This is a genomic window from Lysobacter sp. A378, assembly GCF_054052125.1.
This window is the reverse complement of record NZ_JBSVRK010000001.1, coordinates 725,687-747,300: the sequence shown is the minus strand read 5'-3', so window position 1 is coordinate 747,300 and position 21,614 is coordinate 725,687. Positions and strand designations below refer to the sequence as shown.

19 protein-coding genes and 1 other RNA gene are annotated in these 21,614 nt (G+C 67.6%); 4 read left to right on the top strand and 16 right to left on the bottom strand.

Going from position 1 to position 21,614, the window contains the following annotated elements; genetic code table 11:
* Nucleotides 1-16 precede the first annotated feature (16 nt).
* The 15 genes from ftsA to rsmI all read right to left on the bottom strand — a co-directional run bounded on the left by ftsA (nucleotide 17) and on the right by rsmI (nucleotide 16,766).
* Nucleotides 17-1,267 carry a cell division protein FtsA gene (ftsA, locus tag ACW7G1_RS03305; protein ID WP_456962370.1) on the bottom strand — a complete coding sequence of 417 codons (1,251 nt, stop codon included), beginning with the start codon at nucleotides 1,265-1,267 and terminating at the stop codon, nucleotides 17-19.
* Entirely contained in the window at nucleotides 1,264-2,010 is a 747-nt protein-coding gene (locus tag ACW7G1_RS03300) for a cell division protein FtsQ/DivIB (RefSeq protein WP_456978328.1), read from the bottom strand. The genes ftsA and ACW7G1_RS03300 overlap by 4 nt, the downstream gene beginning before the upstream one ends.
* Complete coding sequence (locus tag ACW7G1_RS03295; RefSeq protein ID WP_456978327.1) at nucleotides 2,007-2,999, bottom strand: D-alanine--D-alanine ligase; 993 nt, start codon at nucleotides 2,997-2,999, stop codon at nucleotides 2,007-2,009. The genes ACW7G1_RS03300 and ACW7G1_RS03295 overlap by 4 nt, the downstream gene beginning before the upstream one ends.
* Nucleotides 2,996-4,453 carry a UDP-N-acetylmuramate--L-alanine ligase gene (murC, locus tag ACW7G1_RS03290; protein ID WP_456978831.1) on the bottom strand — a complete coding sequence of 486 codons (1,458 nt, stop codon included), beginning with the start codon at nucleotides 4,451-4,453 and terminating at the stop codon, nucleotides 2,996-2,998. The genes ACW7G1_RS03295 and murC overlap by 4 nt, the downstream gene beginning before the upstream one ends.
* A gap of 8 nt (nucleotides 4,454-4,461) precedes the next feature.
* Nucleotides 4,462-5,583: an undecaprenyldiphospho-muramoylpentapeptide beta-N-acetylglucosaminyltransferase gene (gene murG, locus ACW7G1_RS03285; protein WP_456978326.1), complete on the bottom strand. Its 1,122-nt coding sequence runs from the start codon at nucleotides 5,581-5,583 to the stop codon at nucleotides 4,462-4,464.
* On the bottom strand, nucleotides 5,580-6,905 hold the full coding sequence (ftsW, locus tag ACW7G1_RS03280; protein ID WP_456978325.1) for a putative lipid II flippase FtsW: 1,326 nt from the start codon (nucleotides 6,903-6,905) through the stop codon (nucleotides 5,580-5,582). The genes murG and ftsW overlap by 4 nt, the downstream gene beginning before the upstream one ends.
* Entirely contained in the window at nucleotides 6,905-7,987 is a 1,083-nt protein-coding gene (gene mraY / locus ACW7G1_RS03275) for a phospho-N-acetylmuramoyl-pentapeptide-transferase (protein ID WP_456978324.1), read from the bottom strand. The genes ftsW and mraY overlap by 1 nt, the downstream gene beginning before the upstream one ends.
* A complete protein-coding gene (locus tag ACW7G1_RS03270; RefSeq protein ID WP_456978323.1) occupies nucleotides 7,977-9,392 on the bottom strand; it encodes a UDP-N-acetylmuramoyl-tripeptide--D-alanyl-D-alanine ligase in 1,416 nt (471 codons plus the stop codon). Before ACW7G1_RS03270 ends, mraY begins: the two co-directional genes overlap by 11 nt.
* A complete protein-coding gene (locus tag ACW7G1_RS03265) occupies nucleotides 9,389-10,861 on the bottom strand; it encodes a UDP-N-acetylmuramoyl-L-alanyl-D-glutamate--2,6-diaminopimelate ligase (protein ID WP_456978830.1) in 1,473 nt (490 codons plus the stop codon). The genes ACW7G1_RS03270 and ACW7G1_RS03265 overlap by 4 nt, the downstream gene beginning before the upstream one ends.
* 53 nt (nucleotides 10,862-10,914) lie before the next feature.
* Nucleotides 10,915-12,765: a peptidoglycan D,D-transpeptidase FtsI family protein gene (locus ACW7G1_RS03260; RefSeq protein WP_456978829.1), complete on the bottom strand. Its 1,851-nt coding sequence runs from the start codon at nucleotides 12,763-12,765 to the stop codon at nucleotides 10,915-10,917.
* A gap of 110 nt (nucleotides 12,766-12,875) precedes the next feature.
* Nucleotides 12,876-13,142 carry a cell division protein FtsL gene (gene ftsL / locus ACW7G1_RS03255; protein ID WP_456962377.1) on the bottom strand — a complete coding sequence of 89 codons (267 nt, stop codon included), beginning with the start codon at nucleotides 13,140-13,142 and terminating at the stop codon, nucleotides 12,876-12,878.
* The gene (rsmH, locus tag ACW7G1_RS03250) at nucleotides 13,139-14,101 is read right to left on the bottom strand and encodes a 16S rRNA (cytosine(1402)-N(4))-methyltransferase RsmH (RefSeq protein ID WP_456978322.1); all 963 of its coding nucleotides are present in this window, start codon (nucleotides 14,099-14,101) and stop codon (nucleotides 13,139-13,141) included. The genes ftsL and rsmH overlap by 4 nt, the downstream gene beginning before the upstream one ends.
* An 11-nt stretch (nucleotides 14,102-14,112) precedes the next feature.
* Nucleotides 14,113-14,559 carry a division/cell wall cluster transcriptional repressor MraZ gene (mraZ, locus tag ACW7G1_RS03245; RefSeq protein WP_456962379.1) on the bottom strand — a complete coding sequence of 149 codons (447 nt, stop codon included), beginning with the start codon at nucleotides 14,557-14,559 and terminating at the stop codon, nucleotides 14,113-14,115.
* 366 nt (nucleotides 14,560-14,925) lie between these two features.
* Nucleotides 14,926-15,291, bottom strand: an RNA gene (rnpB, locus tag ACW7G1_RS03240) — RNase P RNA component class A.
* Between the two features lie 641 nt (nucleotides 15,292-15,932).
* A complete protein-coding gene (gene rsmI / locus ACW7G1_RS03235; protein WP_456978828.1) occupies nucleotides 15,933-16,766 on the bottom strand; it encodes a 16S rRNA (cytidine(1402)-2'-O)-methyltransferase in 834 nt (277 codons plus the stop codon).
* 123 nt (nucleotides 16,767-16,889) lie between these two features.
* Here rsmI and ACW7G1_RS03230 point away from each other — a divergent pair, with 123 nt between their 5' ends.
* Genes ACW7G1_RS03230 through ACW7G1_RS03215 form a run of 4 tightly spaced genes read left to right on the top strand, consistent with a single transcriptional unit; the run spans nucleotide 16,890 to nucleotide 20,654 of the window.
* Entirely contained in the window at nucleotides 16,890-18,257 is a 1,368-nt protein-coding gene (locus tag ACW7G1_RS03230; protein WP_456978320.1) for a penicillin-binding protein activator, read from the top strand.
* The gene (locus ACW7G1_RS03225; protein ID WP_456978319.1) at nucleotides 18,241-18,621 is read left to right on the top strand and encodes a YraN family protein; all 381 of its coding nucleotides are present in this window, start codon (nucleotides 18,241-18,243) and stop codon (nucleotides 18,619-18,621) included. Before ACW7G1_RS03230 ends, ACW7G1_RS03225 begins: the two co-directional genes overlap by 17 nt.
* 12 nt (nucleotides 18,622-18,633) lie before the next feature.
* Nucleotides 18,634-20,019, top strand: coding sequence for an FAD-binding oxidoreductase (locus ACW7G1_RS03220; RefSeq protein ID WP_456978318.1), 1,386 nt, complete (start codon nucleotides 18,634-18,636; stop codon nucleotides 20,017-20,019).
* Nucleotides 20,016-20,654: a uracil-DNA glycosylase family protein gene (locus ACW7G1_RS03215; RefSeq protein ID WP_456978317.1), complete on the top strand. Its 639-nt coding sequence runs from the start codon at nucleotides 20,016-20,018 to the stop codon at nucleotides 20,652-20,654. The genes ACW7G1_RS03220 and ACW7G1_RS03215 overlap by 4 nt, the downstream gene beginning before the upstream one ends.
* Here ACW7G1_RS03215 and thiL read toward each other — a convergent pair.
* The gene (gene thiL / locus ACW7G1_RS03210; RefSeq protein ID WP_456978316.1) at nucleotides 20,651-21,604 is read right to left on the bottom strand and encodes a thiamine-phosphate kinase; all 954 of its coding nucleotides are present in this window, start codon (nucleotides 21,602-21,604) and stop codon (nucleotides 20,651-20,653) included. The genes ACW7G1_RS03215 and thiL overlap by 4 nt on opposite strands.
* Nucleotides 21,605-21,614: the final 10 nt, after the last annotated feature.

The following is a 21,614-nucleotide window of genomic DNA, read 5'->3' as shown; positions in this document are numbered from 1 at the left end:
CGTCTTGCGGGGGAACTCAGAACTGGCCGCGATACCAGTCCTTGAGCTTGTTGAAAATGGATCCGGCCCGGCCGGTATTGATTACCGGCCGGCGCGGGTTTTCGATCTGGCTGCCCATCAGCAGCAGGCCGACGCCAGTGGCATGTACGGGGTTGCCGACCACCTCGCCCAAGCCGGTGACGTGTTGCGGGATGCCGACGCGAACCGGCATCTGCAGCATTTCCTCGGCCAGCTCGACCACGCCTTCCATCTTTGCGGCGCCGCCGGTCAGGACCATGCCGGCCCGGACGTGCTGCTCGAAACCGCTGCGGCGCAGTTCGGCCTGGACCATCTCGAAGATTTCCTCGTAGCGCGCCTGCACCGCCTGGGCCAGCGACGCCCGCGGCATCCGGCGCGGCGGGCGGTCGCCCACCGATGGCACCTGGATGGACTCCTCGGCCGTGGCCATCTGGGCCAGCGCACAGGCGTAGCGAACCTTGATCTGCTCCGCATCCGGGGTCGGGGTCCGCAGCATGTGGGCGATGTCTTCGGTGACCTTGTCGCCGGCGATGCCGAGGCTGGCCGAGTGGGCGATCGCGCCCTGCACGAACACCGCGATGTCGGTGGTGCCGGCGCCGATGTCGACCAGCACCACGCCCAGCTCGCGCTCGTCACTGGTCAGCACCGCGTTGCTGGATGCCAGTACCCCCAGGATCAGGTTGTCCACCTGCAATCCGCAGCGCTGCACGCACTTGCTGACGTTGGCCGCGGCCGATTGCGCGCAGACCACCAGGTGGGCATGCACTTCCAGGCGCACGCCGGTCATCCCGACCGGATTGCGGATGCCTTCCTGCGAATCATCGAGCACGTAGTCGCGCGGGATGGCGTGCAGGATCCGCTGGTCGGCCGGGATAGCTACCGCCTTGGCGGCTTCCAGCACCCGGTCCAGGTCGCCGAAGGTGACTTCACCGTCACGGATCGGCGCGATGCCCTGCGAATTGCGGCACTGCACGTGGCTGCCGGAGATCGATGCATACACCGAGCGGATCTCGCAGCCGGCCATCAGCTCGGCTTCCTCGATCGCGCGCTGGATCGACTGCACGGTCGACTCGATATCGACCACCACGCCGCGGCGCAGCCCACGCGATTCGTGGGATCCAATACCGATCACCTCGATCGGGTTGTCCGGTCCGCTGTATCCGGGGGTGTACTCGCCCACCAGCGCGACCACCTTGGAGGTGCCGATGTCCAGGCCGACGATCAATGATTTGTCACCCTTGCGATTCATGTATTTCCCTGCTTGTCCGCGGCCGGGTCGCGCGGGGTTGATTGGTTGCTCGCGGCCCAGGTCAATGCGAAGCCATTGGTGTAACGAAGGTCGGCGCGGACCAGTGCCTGCTCCTGTTGCCCGAGCAGCTGTGGCATCAGACGTACGAAGCGTTCGATCCGGGCATGGGCCTGGTTGCGACCGAGCACCACCTGGGCGCCGTTGCCCAGACCCAGGGTCCAGCTGCCGCGCGGGTCCAGCAGGACCACCCGGACGTCCAGCCCGATCGGGCTGAACAAGCTGCGCGACTCGTTGTAGAGCGCCACCACGTCCTTGATCCGGGACTCGGGACCATCCAGTTGCGGCAGGCCCTCGGGTATTTCGACGCCGGCGGCCGGGAACAACCGGCCATGCTCGGACAGCAGTTGGTCCTCGCCCCATCGCGCATACGGCACGTGCTCGATCACCTGCACTTCCAGCACGTCCGGCCAGCGCTTGCGGACCTCGGCGTGCTCGACCCACGGCAACGCGGCAATCGCGGCGCGCGCATCATCAAGGCGCACCGCGAAGAACCCCTGGCGCGCATACGGCAGTACGGTCTGGCGCAGCAGCGCCTCGTCCACGCGCTCGAACTGGCCGGTCGCGCGCAGCTTGGTCAGCGGCCACTGGTCCGCGCCCACCCAGCCGTTGAGCACGGCCGCGACCGGCAGCACGACCAGTGCTACCGCGAGCAGCCAACCCAGCAGGCGCAGCAGCGCATTCACCGGTGCGAGCCCTCCTGCATCGATGACTCCAGCACGCGCCAGCACAGGTCTTCGAAGTCGATCCCGACCTGGCCGGCCGCCTTGGGCACCAGCGAGTGGCTGGTCATCCCCGGCGCGGTATTCACCTCCAGCAGGTGGAACGCGCCGGTGCTGCGGTCGCGCATGACATCCACCCGCCCCCAGCCATGGCAGCCGGCGGCTTCAAAGGCGGCCAGTGCAATCCGGCGAATCTCTTCTTCGGCGTCGCCCTCCAGGCCGGGACACAGATACTGGGTGTCATCGGCCACGTATTTGGCGTTGTAGTCGTACCACTCGCCCTTGGGCACGATGCGGATCGACGGCAGCGCGTAATGGGTACTGCCGTGGCCAAGGATGCCGACCGTCAGCTCGTCGCCGACCACCATCTGCTCCATCAGCAGCTCGCCCGGGTAACGCGCCGCCAGCGCCACCGCATCGTCCAGTCCGGCTTCGTCCAGCACGCGCGAGATGCCGACGCTGGAGCCTTCGCTGGACGGCTTGATGATGACCGGCAGGCCGAGTTCGCGCGCGGCGCGGCGCACATCCTCGCGGCTACGTCCGGCGCCTTCGGCCAGACACTGGTAACGCGGGGTGGGCAGGCCGGAACTGAGCCAGACCTGTTTGGTGCGGATCTTGTCCATGCTCAACGCCGAACCGAGCACGTCGGAGCCGGTGCAGGGCACGCCAAGCGCTTCCAGCAGGCCCTGCAGTACGCCGTCCTCGCCACCGCCCTTGTTGCCGTGCAGGATGTTGAATACCCGGTCGACCCGGCCGTTGCGCACCGCGTCGACCAGTGCCGGGATGCCGTCGATCGCGAACGCGTTGACGCCGCGGGCCTGCAGGGCTTCCAGCACGTTGCGGCCGGAGTCCAGCGAGACCTCGCGCTCGGCGCTGGTGCCGCCCATCAATACCGCGACGCGGCCAAAGTCGGCAGGATTGGTTACCCGCGGCGGGGGCAATGCGGCAGTCATGGCTGGCCCTCCTTTTCATCGGCGGGCTCGGCGTTGACAAACCCGTGGGTCGCGATCTGCTGGGCGGCCTGGCCGATGTCGCCGGCGCCCATCAGCAACAACAGGTCGCCGTCCTCGAGCACGTCATCCAGCACGCCGGGCAGCTCGTGCGCGGCGCCCACCACCACCGGGTCGACCCGGCCGCGTGCACGGATCGCGCGCGCCAATGCCTTCTCGTCGGCACCGGCAATCGGCTGCTCGCCGGCGGCGTAGACCTCGGTCAGCACCAGCGCGTCGACGCTGGACAACACCGCCGCGAACTCATCGAACAGGTCCCGGGTGCGGCTGTGGCGATGCGGCTGGAACGCGACCACCAACCGTTTGTCCGGCCAACCGCCGCGGGCGGCGGCAAACACCGCTTCCAGCTCCCGCGGGTGGTGCCCGTAGTCATCGACCACGGTGACCATGCCGCCCTTGGACAGCGACGTCTGGGAAAGCAGGTTGAAGCGTCGGCCAATCCCGGCGAAACCCTCCAGTGCGCGGCTGATCGCGCTGGGTTCCACGCCCAGTTGCCAGCCCACCGTCGCCGCGGCCAGGGCGTTGAGCACGTTGTGCTCGCCGGGCATTGCCAGGGTCACCGGACAGCGCGCGCCGTCGGGCAGGCACAGGTCAAAGTGCATCCGCGCGCCCTGCTGGGTGACGTCTTCGGCGCGCACGTCGGCATCGGCGGACAAGCCGTAGGTCATCACGTGGCGCGGGGTGCGCTCGGCCAGCGCGGCGACTTCCGGGTCGTCGATGCACAACACCGCCAGGCCGTAGAACGGCAGCCGCAGCATGAACTCGCCGAATGCGGCCTGGACGTTGGCGAAGTCGCCGCCGTAGTTCTCCAGGTGATCCGCGTCGATGTTGGTGACCACCGCGATCTGCGGGCTCAGGCGCAGGAAACTGCCGTCGCTCTCGTCGGCCTCGGCCACCAGCCAGTCGCCGCTGCCCAGCCGGGCGTTGGCGCCGGCGGCAAGCAGCTGACCACCGATCACGAAGGTCGGGTCGATCCCGCCTTCGGCCAGCACACTAGCGGTCAGCGAGGTGGTGGTGGTCTTGCCATGGGTGCCGGCGACGGCGATTCCGCGCTTGAAGCGCATCAACTCGGCCAGCATCTCCGCACGCGGCACCACCGGGATGCGCTGCGCGCGCGCTTCCAGCAATTCCGGGTTGTCAGTCTTGATCGCGCTGGACACCACCACGCAATCAGTGCCCAGCACGTTCGCCGCGGCATGACCGCGGTGCACGGCAATGCCCAGACCGGTAAGCCGACGGGTGACGGCGTTGTCGGCCTGGTCCGAGCCCGACACCTGATAGCCCAGGGTGCTCATCACCTCGGCGATACCGCTCATGCCGGTGCCGCCGATGCCGATGAAATGAACCCGCGGAAAGGCTTGGGCGAGATCGCCGCTGTGTTGCAGGCGGCGGCGCACGGTAGTGCTCATGCAGCGGGCTCCTGTTGGGAAGATGGGGAGGCAGGATTGGTGTGTTGCAGCACGATGTCCGCGACCCGCGCCGCGGCATCGAGGCGGGCCAGTGCGCGTGCGGCCTGAGCCAGGCGCAACAGCTCCGCGCGATCGGCAAGACCCTGCAGGGTGTCCGCCAGGCGCGCGGCCAGGTCATCAGCCGTGCCTTGCGGCAGTAGTTGCGCCGCGCCGCGGTCGACCAGGTATTGCGCGTTGCGGGTCTGGTGGTCGTCGACCGCCTGCGGGAACGGCACCAGCACACTGCCCACGCCAACCGCGCACAGCTCGGCCAGGGTCAAAGCACCGGCGCGGCATACCACCAGGTCGGCCCAGCCGTAGGCGTCGGCCATGTCGGCGATGAACGGCTCGACGCTGGCGGCGATCCCGGCATCGGCGTACCGGCGCTCGGCATCGGTCTGTTGCTGCGCTCCGCACTGGTGGCGGACGTCGAACTGGATCCGCTCGCGAACCCGGCCCAGCGCCTGGGGCACCGCATCGTTGAGGGCACGCGCGCCCTGGCTGCCGCCCAGCACCAGCAGCCGCAATGGCCCCTGGCGACCGGCAAAGCGATGCTCCGGGCCGGCCACCGCGGCAATCTCGGCGCGCACCGGATTGCCCACGACCACCTCGTTGGCGAACGTATCGGGAAAGCCGGTCATCACGCCCGCTGCCAGCCGGGCCAATACCCGGTTGGTCATGCCCGGCGCGCGGTTCTGCTCATGCACCAGCAACGGCACGCCGGCCAACCTGGCGGCGAGGCCACCCGGACCCGCCGCGTAGCCACCAAAACTGATCACCACCTGCGGCTTGCGCGCACGCAGCACGGCGGCGGCCGCACGCACGGCGCCGGCCACCTTGTATGGCGCGCCCAGCAAGGTGCGCAGTCCCTTGCCGCGGACACCGCGCACCGCGATGGTGTCGATCTGGATACCGTGCTCCGGCACCAGGCGCGTCTCCATTCCGCCCTCCGCGCCCAGCCAGGTCACCGGCACACCGCGATCAAGCAGTTCCCGCGCCACAGCCAGGCCCGGGAAGATATGCCCACCGGTGCCGCCGGCAAGGATCATCACTGGATGCGATTGCAGGGCCGCGTTCATGCCAGGCCTCCGAAGGTCGGCTCGACGCGACCGCGCAGGCGGCTGGTGCCGCGAGCGGTGTTGGCCGTGACTTCGCCAACCGGTACCGATGCGGGCGCGCGGGCGCTGCTGGTCGACAGCTCGGAACCGTCCGCCGTCACGGCGCTCTCCTTCTCGCCGCGCAGGCGCGCGACCTGGCGCTCGGCGCGATCGAGTTCATAGGACACCCGCAACAGCAGGCCCATGGCTGCGCAGGTCATCAACACGCTGGAGCCACCCGAGGAGACCAGCGGCAACGTCAGCCCTTTGGTCGGCAACAGACCCAGGTTGACGCCGATCGAGACAAAGCTTTGCAGGCCGATCCACAACGCAATACCGAATGCGCAGTAGCCGGAGAAATGGCGGCGCATCTCCACGCACTTCAGGCCCAGCCACAATGCCCGGCCGACCAGCAAGGCGTACAGGGCAATCACGGTGCAGACGCCGACGAAGCCGAGCTCCTCCCCGATCACCGCGAGGATGAAGTCGGTGTGGGCTTCCGGCAGGTACGACAGCTTCTGCACCGAGCCGCCAAGGCCGACGCCGAACCATTCACCGCGACCTACCGCCATCAAGGCATTGGTCAGCTGGTAGCCGGAGTTGAACGGATCCGCCCACGGGTCCAGGAACGAGGTCAGCCGACGCACGCGGTAGGGTTCAGCGATCGCGACCACTGCCAGCGCCGGCAGCAACACCAGCACCGGGCCGAACATCCGCGGCATGTTGACCCCGCCCAGCACCAGCATGCCGCCGGTAATTGCCAGGATCAGCGCCAGCGAGCCGAAGTCGGGCTGGAAGATCAACAGCACCACCATCAGCAACGCCACGCCGAGCGGCTTCAGCATCGCGGTCCAGGTGGCGGTTACTTCATCGCTGTAACGCTTGAGATAGCTGGCCAGCCAGATGATGTAGAGCAGCTTGACCGCCTCGACTGCCTGGAAGCTTGATACCCGCAGGTTGATCCAGCGGCTGGCGCCGTTGACCTCGTTGCCGATACCGGGAATGAACACCGCGACCAGCAGGCCGAAACAGGCCAGCAGCAACCATTGATTGAGGTTCTCGACCGTCTTCAGCTCAGTGCGCATCAGCCACAGCCCCAGCCCCGCGCCGATACCGAGGAAGGCAACGTGCCGGACCAGGTAGTGGAACGGGCCAACGCCGTAGTCGATCGCGATCGCAATGGAGCTGGAACCGACCATCACCACGCCCAGGCACGCAAGCGCGCACACCAGCCCGATCAGCCAGCGGTCGTAGTGACCGCTGATCGCGTCGAGGCGTGTTGCCTGGTGCGTGGTGTCGTTCATCAGCGCACCTTCAACGTCGCCAGGCCAACCAGCACCAGCACCACCGAGATGATCCAGAAGCGCACGATCACGCGTGGTTCCGGCCAGCCCTTGAGCTCGAAGTGGTGGTGGATCGGCGCCATCTTGAACACGCGCTTGCCGGTGAGCTTGAACGAGGCGACCTGGATCATCACCGACAGCGTCTCGATCACGAACACGCCGCCCATGATCACCAGCACCAGCTCCTGGCGGACGATGATCGCGACCGTCCCCAGCACCGCGCCCAGCGCCAGCGCGCCGACATCGCCCATGAACACCATCGCCGGGTAGGTGTTGAACCACAGGAATCCGAGCCCGGCCCCGGCGATTGCCGCACAGATGATCACCAGCTCGCCGGCCCCGGGCACCGGCGGGATCTGCAGGTATTCGGAGAACACCGCGTTGCCCGAGGCGTACGCGAACACGCCCAGCGCACAGGCGACCAGCACGGTCGGCATGATCGCCAGGCCGTCCAGCCCGTCGGTCAGGTTGACCGCATTGGAGAAGCCGACGATCCAGAAGTACGCGACCACGATCAGCCCGGCTCCCATCGGGAAGGCCAGCGACTTGAACATCGGGATGTAGAACGTGGTCGCCGCAGGCACGTCGGCGGTCAGGTAGAGGAACACGCCTGCCGCCAGTCCGAAGATCGATTGCAACAGGTATTTCCAGCGCGATTTCATGCCATTGGGATCGCGCTTGACGATCTTCATCCAGTCGTCGTACCAGCCGATCGCGCCGAACGCGACCATCACCGCCAGCACGACCCAGACGTAGCGGTTGCGCAAGTCGCCCCACAGCAATACCGAGGCCAGCACGGTCAACAGGATCAGCCCGCCGCCCATGGTCGGGGTGCCGGCCTTGGAGAAATGCGACTTGGGCCCGTCGGTGCGGATCGGCTGGCCACCCTTGTACATGGCCAGTTTGCGGATCACCGCCGGGCCCCACCACAACGACAGGGCCAACGCGGTGAGCGCGCTCAGGATGCCGCGGAAGGTCAGGTAGTTGAACAACCCGAACAGGCTGTCCAACTGTTCCAGCCAACGTGCCAGTTCAAGCAGCATCTATGTTGTCCTCCGGACCTTCTGGGCGTTGTCCAGACAGCAACGCGGTCACGATCTTGTCCATCGCGCTGCCGCGCGAACCTTTCACCAGCAAGCGGATCGGCGTTGCGGTCGGTCTTGCCGCGGCGGCCTGCGCCAACGCGCGCCGCAATGCCGTGGCCAGCGCGTCGTGATTCGGGTACTCGTCACCGCCGTCGCCAAATGCGCGCGCTGCCGCGGCACTCAGTTGGCCAAGCGCGAACACACGTTTGATGCCGGCCGCCCTTGCATGTCGTCCGGCCTGGGCGTGCATGGCTTCGGCGTCGACGCCCAGCTCACGCATGTCGCCCAGCACCAGCCAACCCTCGCCAGGCGCTTCTGCCAGCGTGTCGATGGCGGCGGCCAATGAACCGGGGTTGGCGTTGTAGCTGTCGTCGATCAGCACCGCGTTGTTGTCGAGGCCGTGGGTGACCAGCCGCCCGGCAACCGGCTCCGCGGCGTCCAGGCCCTGGGCGACCAGTTTCATGGACACACCCAGGCCGATCGCCAGCGACGCGGCGGCCAATGCGTTGCTCACGTTGTGGCGTCCGTGCAGCGCCAGCGTGATCGCCACCTCACCGTCGGGGGCGACCAGGGTGAAGTGCGAACCTGCCGCGTTCACCGCAATGTCTCGGGCGCTGATATCGGCGCTGGCATCAAGGCCGAAACGGATCAACCGGCGCCCGTGCGCGCGCTCGGAAAAATACGGTGCAAAAGCATCGTCGGCGTTGATCACCGCCACCCCATCCAGTGGCAGCGCATCGTAGATCGCCGCCTTGGTGTCGGCCACGCCAAGCAGGCTGCCCATCCGCTCCAGGTGGGCGGGGGCAACGTTGTTGACCAGGGCGACGTCGGGACGGGCGATTGCGGCCAGGTAGGCGATGTCGCCGGGCTTGCCGGCGCCCATTTCGTAGATCGCGAACTGCGCATCGTCCGGCGCGTCGATCACCGCCAGCGGCAGGCCAATCTCGTTGTTGTGGTTGCCCGGGTTGGCATGGGTCGAACCGGCCCGCTTCAGGATCTCCAGCAACAGAGCCTTGACGCTGGTCTTGCCGTTGCTGCCGGTGATAGCCACCACTCGGGTACTGCGGGCACGTTGCAGGGCGCCCGCCAGTTCACCCAGCGCGCGCTCGGTGTCTGCGACCAACACCTGCGGGATGGCCACATCGACCGGGCGCGACACCAGCGCCGCGGCGATGGCATTCGACGCCGCAGCGGCCAGGTGATCGTGGCCGTCGAAGTGCTCGCCCTTGAGGGCGACAAACAGGTTGGCTCCCGTCGCCGGCAACGCCCGGGTGTCGGTGACGATCGCGTCGATTGCAAGGTCGTCGCCCTGCAACCGCCCCCCGCTCATGCGTGCGATATCGGACAGCTGGAGGCGCTTCATGACCGATCCTCCAGTGCAGCCCGCGCCACCAGAGTGTCGTCGAAAGCGTGTCGCACGCCGGCGACTTCCTGGTACGGCTCGTGACCTTTTCCCGCCACCAGCACGATGTCGTCCGGCCCGGCCTCGCCCACTGCCCGCGCGATCGCTGCGGCGCGGTCGCGCTGCACGATGACGGCGCCGGGGTTGGCAAAACCGGCCATGATCTCGGCGACGATCGCATCGCCGTCCTCATTGCGCGGGTTGTCGTCGGTGACGATCACCACGTCGGCATGCGCCTGGGCAATGGCCGCCATTTGCGGCCGCTTGCCGCGGTCGCGTTCACCGCCGCAGCCAAACACGCAGACCAGGCGCGCCGCGGCGTGCGCCTGCAACGAAACCAGCGCCTGCTCCAGCGCGTCCGGTGTGTGGGCATAGTCGATCACCACCAACGGCTGGCCGGCCGTGCCACCGAGCCGGTTCATCCGCCCGTGGACCGGCTGCAGCCGGGACAAGGTGCCGGCAATGGTGGCCGGCTGCTCGCCCAACGCGAGCAAGGCGCCGGCGACGGCCAGCAGGTTGTCGACGTTGAACCGACCCAGCAGCGGTGAACGCACCGGGTGGTGTTCATCGCCGGTTGGCGTGCGCATGGCCAGCTCGAATGCAATCCCGGCGTTGTCCAGTTGCAAGGCCTGCGCCTGCACCATCGCATCGGAATTGCCGCGGGAACTCAAGCCGATGCCCCGCAGCCCGGACGCCCGGACCTCATGCATCACCCGACCGTGGGCGTCGTCCAGGTTGATCACCGCGGCACGCAATCCCGGCCAGGCAAACAAGAGCGCCTTGGCGGCGCCATACGTCGCCATGTCGCCGTGATAGTCGAGATGGTCACGGCTGAGGTTGGTGAACACCGCCACATCGAAATGCACCGCATCCACGCGGCCCTGGTCGAGCGCGTGCGAGCTGACTTCCATCGCCACCGCCTGCGCACCGGCGTCGTGCAGTTCTGCCAGCAGCGCATGCACCTGCAGCACCAGCGGTGTGGTGAATCCAGTCGGGATGACCCGCCCACCGATGCCAACCCCCAGGGTGCCGATGCTGGCGCCGCGCCGGCCGAGCAGCTCCCAGGCCTGGGCGAGCAACTGCACGACGGAGGTCTTGCCGTTGGTGCCGGTGACGCCAACCATGTCCATGCCGGCACTTGGACGGTCGTGGAACTGGTCGGCCATCGCGCCCATCCGCGCACGCAGGCCCGGCACCGCAATCGCATCGGCGGGCGCCGGGATGGCTTCGGATGCCGGCGGCTCGAACAGGATCGCGCCGGCCTTGGCCGCCCGCGCCTGCTCGACAAACTTCAAGCCATGGGTGCCGAAGCCGCCGATCGCCACGAAAGCGTCACCGGGCCTGATCGCCCGGCTGTCCTGGACCAGGCCATTGATGATCCGGTCCGGCGCGATACCGGCGACGTCCGGCAGCAGCTCGGCCAGCGGCATGCTACGAGGCGGCATGCGGCGAGGCGGCATGCGGCGAGGTGTACGAGCGACGGTCACCGTGCGCCTCCCTGGCGTGATGACACTGCCGACGATGTCGCCGACACATCCACCGGGTCGGGCAAGTCGGACTGCGAGGCGACGGTCGCGGTGGGGTCGGGCAATACCGGCGCATCCTCGGCCGGCTTGCCACCATTGGCCTTCAGTCGCTTGGCGCGCGCCGCCGATTGCGCGGCCAGCCAGGTCTCGATGTCGTCTGGTGGCACGTCCATCAGCCGCAAAGCGCCTTCCATCACCCGCTTGAACACTGGCGCCGCAGTCGCGCCGCCACCATAACCATGGCCGGCGCTGGCATCGGGCTCATCGATGATCACCACCATCGCGAAGCGGGGATGCTCGACCGGCACCACGCCGGCGAACAACGCCACGTACTCGTCCGAGTACCCGCCGCTGGCGCTGAACTTGCGCGAGGTGCCGGTCTTGCCAGCGACGTGGTAACCGAGGATTGCGGCGTTGGTCGCGGTGCCGCCGGTCTCGGTCACCGTCTGCATCGCCCTCAGCACCTGATGCGCGATCTCCGGCTTGACCGCCTGCTCCGATTCATTGCGCTGGCCCTTGACGAAAGTCGGTGCGATCACCCGGCCGCCATTGGCCAGCGCCGCATAGGCGACCGCGATCTGCAACGGGGTCGCCGAAAGCCCATAGCCGTAGGACATGGTCGCCTTGGTCGTGCCGCTCCACTGCCGGGGCGCGGCCAGCAGGCCGGACGCCTCGCCGGGAAAGCCGCTGCCGGGCTTGGTGCCGTAACCAAAGCGGTGGATGACGTTGTAGAAGTAGTCGTCCGGCATCGCCAGCGCCAGCTTGGCCGCGCCCACGTTGGAGCTTTTGGTCAGCACGCCGGTGACCGTCAGCGCGCCGTAGTTGCGATAGTCGTTGATGGTGTAGCGGCCGTTGCGCATGTAACCCGGCGAGGTGTCGACGATGGTGGTCGGGGTGACCCTGCCGCTGGACAGCGCCGCGGCGATGGTGATCGGCTTCATCGTCGAGCCCGGCTCCACCACGTCGGTAACGGCACGGTTGCGGCGCGCATCACCACGTCCGCCGTCCAGCTGATTGGGGTTGTAGCTGGGCAGGTTGGCCATTGCCAGCACCTCGCCGGTATCCACATCCAGGATCACCACCGAGCCGGCTGACGCCCTCGCCTGTTCGATTCCCCGGCGCAACTCACGGAACGCCAGGTACTGGATCCTGCGGTCGATGGTCAGGGTCAGGTCATGGCCGGGCTGTGCCGGCCGGATCAGGTCGACGTTCTCGATGATCCGGCCCTGGCCATCGCGGATCACCCGCTTGGAGCCCGGCGTGCCACTCAGCCAGTCGTCGAATGCCAGCTCCAGGCCTTCCTGGCCGCGGTCATCGATATTGGTGAAGCCCAGCACATGCGCCATCGCCTCGCCCTGGGGGTAGAAGCGACGGAACTCGCGCTGCGAGAACACGCCGGGGATCTCGTGGCCCAGGATCTGGCGCGCCCGGCTCGGATTGATCCGGCGCTGCAGGTACATGAACTCCTTGTCCGCACGCTGGCTGAGCTTGCGTGCCAGTTCGTCGGCCGGCACGCCCAGCGCCTTGGCCAGCTCGGGAATCCGATCGGGGTATTGCAACAGCTCCTGCGGGTTGGCCCATACCGACTCGACCGGCGTCGACACCGCCAGCGGTTCGCCATTGCGGTCGGTGATCATGCCGCGCGAGGTGGCAATGGGGATCTCGCGCAGCGCGCGCGCGTCGCCCTGGCGGACGTAGAAATCGTTGTTGAACACCTGGACATCAAGCGCGCGGCCCACCAGCGCGACCGAACACAAACCAAGCGTGCCGCCCACCAGCGCCATGCGCTTGCGGACGTTGTAGTGCATTCGACCACGGGTGGCGGCGCCATCGCCGCGACCGAGGTAGGCCTGCAACCAGGCCCAGCGGGAACGCTCACGCGACGACTGCGCACCACGCGCGCGCCGGCCATTGCCCCTCATGGCCGGATCACCACGATTTCCGCGCCTTCGGGGAGCTTCATCCCCAGCCGGTCACGCGCAATCTGGTCGATGCGGTTGCTCTCGGCCCAGGTCGCCTGCTCCAGTTGCAGGCGGCCAAAATCGATATCGAGCTCGTCGCGCGCCTTCTCCAACTGGCTGAGCTGGACGAACAGCACCCGGTGGCGATGACGCGCATGCACCACCGCAAGGGCCGACACCAGGTTGGCGACCACCAGGACGATCAGCAGCAGGCGCAGCGTCATGCGGCCTCCTGCACGGGAAGTTTCTCGGCCACGCGCAACACCGCCGAGCGCGCACGTGGGTTGGCCGAAGTTTCGTCAACCTCGGCTTTCCGGGCGCCGCCGATCGCCAGCAGGACCGGCGTGAACTCGACCTCCGGCATGCGCCGGTTGCCAGGCGGGGCCTTGGCGTGGCGGTTGATGAACTGCTTGACGATCCGGTCTTCCAGCGAATGGAAGCTGATCACCACCAGCCGGCCACCGGGCTTCAGCCGCGCCAGCGCCGCGTCCAGCCCGGTCTCCAGGTCGGCCAGCTCGCGGTTGATGAAGATGCGGATCGCCTGGAAGCTGCGGGTGGCGGGATGGATCTTGTCCTTGCCGCGCGGCATCACCGAGGCGATCAGCTCGGCCAGTTGGGCGGTGCGGAGGATCGGTTGTTCCTCACGCCGGGCGACGATGACGCGCGCGATCTTGCGCGACTGGCGTTCCTCGCCATGGGTCCACAGCACGTCGGCGATCTCGCGCTCATCGGCCATGGCCAGCCATTGCGCCGCGCTCAGGCCGGTATCGGGGTCCATGCGCATGTCCAGCGGCCCATCCTTGCTGAAACTGAAACCACGCTCGGCGACATCCAGCTGCGGCGATGAGACGCCCAGATCGAGGAGGATGCCGTCCAGGGCACCATCGTCCAGAGCCGCGCCCGCACCGGTCGCGTCCCAATGCGCCATGTCGGCGAAGCTGCCACGGAAGATCGCCACCCGCGGGTCGTCGCCAAAATCGCGCTCGGCGACCGCGATCGCATCGGGGTCCTTGTCCATCAACAGCAGCCGTCCGGCCGGCCCCAGCCGTTCAAGCACACCGCGCGCGTGACCTCCACGACCGAACGTGCCATCCAGGTAAGTGCCATTCCCACGCACCTGCAGGCCATCCAGCGCCTGTCGATACATCACGGGAAGGTGGCCGGAAGTCGCTGCGCGCTCCATGCCACCGCCCGTCATAGCTGCAGGTCGAGCAGCTCGTCACTCAGATCGTCATCAGAAATCGTCTGATGGATCTGTGCGTGATGCGCCTGCTCGCTCCACAACTCGAACTTCTCATCCATCCCCAACAAGATGGCCTTTCGCTCGATTCCCACCGCGGCACGGTGGCTGGCCGGAATGGTGATGCGGCCATTGCCATCCAGCTCCACGAAGCTTGCCGCGCCGACCAGTTTGAGCTGCATGGAGCGATTGACCTTCTTGGCCCTGGGCAGCTTGTTGACCTCTTTGCTGATGCGCTCCCATATCGCTACCGGATACAGATACAGGCAGCCGGACTCGAACGGGTTGTAGGTGACGACCAACCGGTTGCCACAATCACGCGCAACAAGATCCCGATGGGCGGTGGGAATCGCCAATCGGCCTTTGTCGTCAATAGTGATGGCGGTCTCGCCCTGGAACATTGCACACCTTCGCGTTGGCCCGCCTCTGCGGACGGTTCGCCTGTCGGACAACCGGGGCTGGAACCCGGTTGCAACCATCGAAAACCACAAAAAACCCGGTTTTCCCTCTGATGACCACCTTATGCACCACCCATAGGGTTGTCAACAAAATTCCCGGCGTATTTCGCCTGTCGGATCAATGGCTTGCGCGACACTTCATAGTCTTGGTCAAGAGTTACCCACTAACCCTTGTTTCGTCTCACATTTTGAGACTGACGGGTTTAGGGCATATGTGAAATTCGGTTCAGGAAACCGACCCTGCCGGCCACCGCAGGGCGCGCCTGCAGCGTTATGTGCGCCGCGGAAGCGGCGTGGTGTGGGAAAAAGTGGCGGAGCCGGCCGATAAGCCGGGTTCTGTCGTGGACAGTCATTCCTCTAGGCGCATCGTCACCGATACGCTCGAGCAACCTACCCGGACCCGACGCGGGCAGCGCCATTAGGTCCCTATTTGGTCTTGCTCCCGGTGGGGTTTGCCATGCCGGTCTGTTGCCAGACTCGCGGTGCGCTCTTACCGCACCGTTTCACCCTTGCCACGCATCCCGAAGGACCGTTCGGCGGTCTACTCTCTGTTGCACTTTCCGTCGGCTCGCGCCGCCCAGGAGTTACCTGGCACCGTGCCCTGTGGAGCCCGGACTTTCCTCGGCACCGCCGCGGGTAAACCCGCTGCGATGACGCGACTGTCTGGCCGACTCCGCCACGCGCAGTTTAGCGGTTGCGCGACGGTTGCGGGGGGATTGCTTGATGCTCGGGCGGTGTTGTGTTCAGAGGCAAGAGCGGCCTCGTTATGGTTCGGCGTGCAGGAGGCGGCCGGCGGGGGGATTGCTCCAGCCCTTCATCAGGGCCGCTCCGCGGTCCGGCCCGGCGCAGCGCGCCGGGCGTTCGCACAGGCGCGCGGCAGTGCCGCGCAAGCTGCCTGCACTCACCCTGCCCTGAGGCGGGCCGCAATCCCCCCGCCGTCCACCTCCTGCCGGACTTCGCTGACTTCGGGAAAGGCGAGGAGCGCGCCTCGGTGGCGTTTCGCTACATCCACGAGAGTGTGTTTTTGTCCGACTCGATATCTACAGCGGGGAGTCGCTTCGCGCGGATCGTCTAAGACCAACCCGCTCTCACTGAAACAAGGCCGCGACATTCGAGCCCCCGTGCGGCGTCCTGTCCGGGCATTGCGGAGAGTGCGCCATGGATGGCGCACGGCGGTGAGTGTGGCCATGGATGGCCACCCGAACCGAGTAGCAATGCCCGGACAGGGCGGCGCCCCACCGAAGCCCACCCACTCCACCGCCGTTGCTGTTGCCGTTGCTGTTGCTGTTGCTGTTGCCCTTGCCCTTGTGCGGCGATCAATCCGAACCCGTCGCCCCATACAACGCCTTGCGCGACGCGCCGCTCAGGTCGGCGGCCAGCTTGGCTGCGGTCGACGGTGGCAGGTGTTCGGACAGTTTCAGGTACAGCCGCCGGCCCTCGATCAGCTTCGCCTCGGCGTCGTCGCCCAGTCCCTCCACGACCAGTACGAACTCGCCCTTGCGCTGGTTCGCATCGGCTTGCACCGCCGCCAGCAACGCCGCCAGGTCGCCATCGAGCACCGTCTCGAACAACTTGGTCAACTCACGCGCCAGCACCGCCGGACGCCCGGCACCGAACGCGGCAACGAAGTCGACCAGCGATTCCTCGATGCGGTGCGCGGACTCGTAGAAGATCAGCGTGCGTGTCTCCGCCGCCAACCGCGCCAACCGCTCGCGGCGCGCGCCACCCTTGGCCGGCAGGAACCCCTCGAACGCGAACCGGTCCGAAGCAATCCCGGCCACGCTCAACGCCGCGATCGCCGCGCAGGCACCGGGCAGCGGCGACACCCGCACCCCGGCCGCACGCGCGGCGCGAACCAGACGGAAGCCCGGATCGCTGACCAGCGGAGTGCCTGCATCCGATACCAGCGCCAGCGATTCACCGGCCTGCAGCCGGGCGACCAACTGATCCGCCTGCGCCTCCTCGTTGTGCTGGTGCAGCGCCAGCAATGGCCGTTCCAGCCCGAAGTGCGACAACAACTGGCGGGTATGCCGGGTGTCCTCGGCGCAGATCGCATCGACCTGCCCCAGCACCTCCAGCGCACGTGCGGAAATATCACCCAGGTTACCGATCGGGGTGGCGACGACGTGCAGGGTGCCAAGTTTGTGCATCGGAGCGACTTTGTGCATCGGGACGATGGTAAGCACGACGGCGCCTTTGCACCACCTCCCGGCATGGCCGGTAGAATCATCAAGGTCCCCACTGGAACGCCGCATCGCGGCGAGCGCATGCCGATGAGCACACACCTCCGACGTCCCCGGCGCACCTGGCTGTTCGCGCTGATAACCGCCATCGTCCTGCTGGGCGGCTGCGTCTCCATGTCCCCAACCTCACCCCGGACCGGCCAGGGCGCCCAGCATCCACTGGTCACGCAGGCCAGCGAGTTGCTGCAGTCCGGAGCCGACAACCAGCAGATCGACGCGCTGTTGGCGCAACTGGATGACGACACCCTTGCCCGCCAAGCCGCCGCGCTGCCGGTCGGCGACCCGCTCTACAGTCATCTTGCCCGCGCGCTGCTCCAGCGCGGACTGGCCCTGCCAAGGCCATTGGACCGCGCCCGCTGGCGGTTCGATGCGGGCAATCGCCCCCCGGCCGACGCTCGCGATGGCTACCGGCCGCCGGTGAAACTGGGCGTATTGCTGCCTTTGTCGGGCGACATCTCGGCCGCCGCCGCACCGGTGCGCGACGGTTTCCTCGCCGGTTACTACGCCGAATCCCGGCGCCGGCCGGAAGTGGCGTTCTACGATACCCACGGCACCGCCGGTGGCGCGGTGGCGGCCTATGACCAGGCCGTGGCGGCAGGCAACGATTTCGTGGTCGGGCCGTTGTCGCGCACCGGTGTCGATGCCGTGTTCCGTCGTGGAGCGTTGCCGGTACCGCTGCTGGCGCTCAACCAGGGCCAGGTCGCACCGCCGGCCGGCAATGCCAGCTTCTCGCTGTCACCGGAGGACGAGGGCATCGCCGCCGCCGACCTGCTGGTCAAGCGCGGCGCGAAACGCGTCCTGGTGGTGGCCGATAGCGACGACCAGGCACGCCGCGCGGTCGAGGCGCTGCGCGAGCGGCTGGCCGGACAAGGCGTGGTGGTGACGGATGTGCTCAGTGCCGGCATCGCCGACCTGACGCCGTTTGTGCAGAAAGAAGGCGGTGTCGACGCGATTTTCCTTGCCCTTCGCGGCAGTGCGGCACGCGAGCTGGTGCCGAGGCTGGCCATGGCCGGGCTGGCGGGAAAGCCAATCGTGGCAACGTCGCAATTGATTTCCGACACCGGCGAGGCGGACCAGGACCGGGTCCTGGATGGCATCGCGTTCCCCGGCGGCACCTGGACCAGCGGCGGTCACGTGCCCGGCCTGCCGTCTGCGGCCAGTGCCGCGCAAACCGTGTCGACCGCACGCGGCGGCGGCGCTCGCCTGTTCGCCTTCGGCTATGACGCCTGGCTGCTCACCGTCTATCTGGACCGCCTGTCGCAATCGGCCGATGCCTACGTCGCCGGCGCCACCGGTGCGCTCAGCATCGATGCCTCCGGCAATGTCCAGCGCGTTCCTGCCTGGCTGACCTTCAGTGGCGGGGTGGTCGTATCGCTGGGCAATGGCAACCGTTACTGACCGGCGCCAGCGCGGTGCCGCGGTGGAAGCCGCTGCCCGCGACCACTTGCAGCAATCGGGCTTGCGTCCGGTTGCCGCCAACGCCAGTTACCGCCTCGGCGAGATCGACCTGGTGATGTTGGACGGCGACACCCTGGTATTCGTGGAGGTGCGCTACCGCCACGATGACCGCTTCGGTGGCGGCGCCGCTTCGGTCGACTGGCGCAAGCAGCGCAAGCTGGTACGCGCCGCGCAGATGTTCCTGCTGCGCCACCCCCGTTATGCCGACGGCCCGTGCCGTTTCGATGTGGTCGAGGCCGATGGCGACCCGGAATCCCCACGGCTGAACTGGTTGCGCGATGCGTTTCGCGCCGACGATTGCTGAGCTGATAGCGTGATGTCCACACCATTGCCGCCCGAACTGCATGCTGAGATGACCGGCTTGCTGGGCGCGGCGTGGCTCACCGACGACAGCGAACGCCTTGCCTACGCCTATGACAACTCGCGGCAGTTGGCGTTGCCCGACGCGGTCGCCCTGCCCACCTCGGCGGCGCAGGTGGTCGCGCTGGTTCGCGCCTGCCGCCGGCACCGGGTGCCGGTGATCCCCCGGGGTCGTGGCACCAACACCACTGGCGCGGCGGTGCCGATCCATGCCGGCGTGGTGGTGTCGTTCGAGCGCATGGACAAGATCCTCGACATCCGTCCCGGCGACCGTTGTGTGGTGGTCCAGCCCGGAGTCCTCAATGGCGATCTGCAAGCCGCGCTCGCTCCGCACGGGCTGTTCTGGCCACCGGACCCGACCAGCGCCGCGTTCAGCACCGTCGGCGGCAACCTGGCCTGCAACGCCGGCGGGCCGCGCGCGGTGAAGTACGGGGCCAGCCGCGACAACCTGCTCGCCCTGACCGCGGTCACCGGTGCCGGTGAGCTGATCCACTGCGGCACCCAGACCACCAAGGGCGCAACCGGTTACGACCTGCAGCGGTTGCTGGTGGGCAGTGAAGGCACCCTGGCGCTGATCGTCGAAGCATCGTTGCGACTGACCCCGGCACCGACCGCACGGCGCGCCCTCCGCGCAATCTATCGCGACGTGTCCAGTGCCGCGCAGGCAGTGGCCCGCTTGATGGCGCAGCCGGTCACGCCGTCGATGCTGGAGTTCATGGACGCCCACGCAGTGCGGCTGGCGCGCGACGTCAGTGGCGCCGACCTGCCCGATGACGCCGGCGCCCTGCTGATGATCGAAGCGGACGGCGACCCGGCGCATTTGCCGCACGATATCGAAGCGCTGAAGGACGCGGCTCGGGGCGAAGGCCTGGTCGCCCTGGACGACGCCGCCGACGAGGCCGCGCGCGCGCAGTTGTGGGCGGCGCGCAAATCGCTGTCGCCGGCGCTGCGGACGCTCGCCCCCGGCAAGATCAACGAGGACGTGGTGGTGCCGGTCTCGCGCATCCCGGAACTGGTCGATGGCGTGCAACAACTGGCGCGCGATTGCGGGCTGCCGATTGTCTGTTTCGGCCATGCCGGCAATGGCAACCTGCACGTCAACCTGATGTACGACCCCGCCGACGAGGATCAATCCACGCGCGCCAACGCCACAATGGCCAAAGTGTTCACGCTGGCGATTTCACTCGGCGGCACCCTGTCGGGCGAGCACGGCATCGGGCTGGCCAAGCGCGACTTCATGCCGCAGGCAATCACGCCGCCGACGTTGGCGCTGATGCGCGCCATCAAGTCCACCTTCGACCCCGACGGCATCCTCAACCCCGGCAAGCTGCTGCCGCCGTGAGCGCAGCGGCGACACCAGGCCCGGCTCGCCCCACGGACCCTCCCGGCGAGGTTGCCAAGCTGGATCGCTTGCTGGTGGACATCCGCGCCTGCAGGATCTGCGAGGCCTCGTTGCCGTTGGGACCGCGCCCGGTGCTCGCCGCCAGCCAGAGCGCGCGGCTGATGGTGGTCGGCCAGGCACCGGGGCGCAAGGTGCACCTCAGCGGGGTGCCGTGGGATGACGCCAGCGGGCGGCGCCTGCGTGAGTGGTTGGGGATCGATGGCCCGACCTTTTACGATCCGGCCCAGGTCGCGATCATCCCGATGGGCTTCTGCTACCCCGGCAAGGCCGGTTCCGGCGATGCCCCGCCCCGCCCCGAATGCCGCGCGACCTGGCATCCGAGATTGCTGCCGCTGCTGCCCAATATCGAACTGACGGTCCTGATCGGCCAGTACGCCCAGGCCTATTTTCTTGGCGGGCGACGCGGAAGCAATCTCACCGCGACCATGCGCGCCTGGCGCGACTACCTGCCGACCGAGCTGCCGCTGCCCCACCCCAGCCCGCGCAACGTCGCCTGGTTCAAGGCGAATCCCTGGTTCGAAGGTGAGGTGCTGCCGGTCCTGAAACAGCGCGTGCGCGAAGCGTTGTCGCTTTAAAAGTGCGTATAACCGGTGCGCGGCGGATGCCACTGCCGGCCATCGGCCTCCAGCGCCCGCACGCCCTCGCCGGCGATCACCCGGCCAATGCGGGTGATCGTGGTTGCCGTCTGTATCGCCAGCGCATCGATCGATTCGCGCGCGCACACCGGCGCGGTGAAACACAGTTCGTAGTCGTCACCACCGCCCGCCTGCAAGCCGCGTCGCTGTGGCAGATCGAATGCCCGGGCCAGTGCAGAGGAACTCGGCAGGGCATCGAGCTCGATCTCGGCGCCGACGCTGCTGGCGCGACAAAGGTGGGCAAGGTCGGCCAGCAGGCCATCGGAAATATCGATCCCCGCGTGGGCAAGGCCGCCCAGTTGCTGACCGATGGCGACGCGCGGTGTCGGTCGATCCAGACGCGGACGCAGGGACTCGATCGCCTCGGACGGATCTGCGTCGAGCAGCAACAACGCCAGCGCCGCCGCCGCGTCACCGAGCGTTCCTGTCACCCAGAGATCGTCGTCCACCCGGGCGCCATCGCGACGCAGCGCGCGGCCGGGCGCGACCAGCCCATGCGCGGTGACACTGACCGACAGCGGCCCGCGCGTGGTATCGCCGCCAATCAAGGCAACGCGGTGCTCTGCGGCCAACGCCAGGAAACCGTCTAGGAACCCATCCAGCCAGACCGGGTCATCGCCGGGCATCGACAGCGACAAGGTGCACCAGGCCGGGGTCGCCGCCATCGCGGCCAGATCCGACAGGTTGACCGCCAACGCCTTCCAGCCGATATCGGCGGGCGTGGTATCGAGCGGAAAATGGACCCCGGCATTGAGTGTGTCGGTACACACCACCAGTTGGAAACCGGCCGGCACCTGGATGATCGCGGCATCGTCGCCGATGCCCAGCACCACGTCATCGCGGCTCTGGGCCCGGGAGCGGATGCGGTCAATCAGGTCGAACTCGGCCATGCCCGTGTTG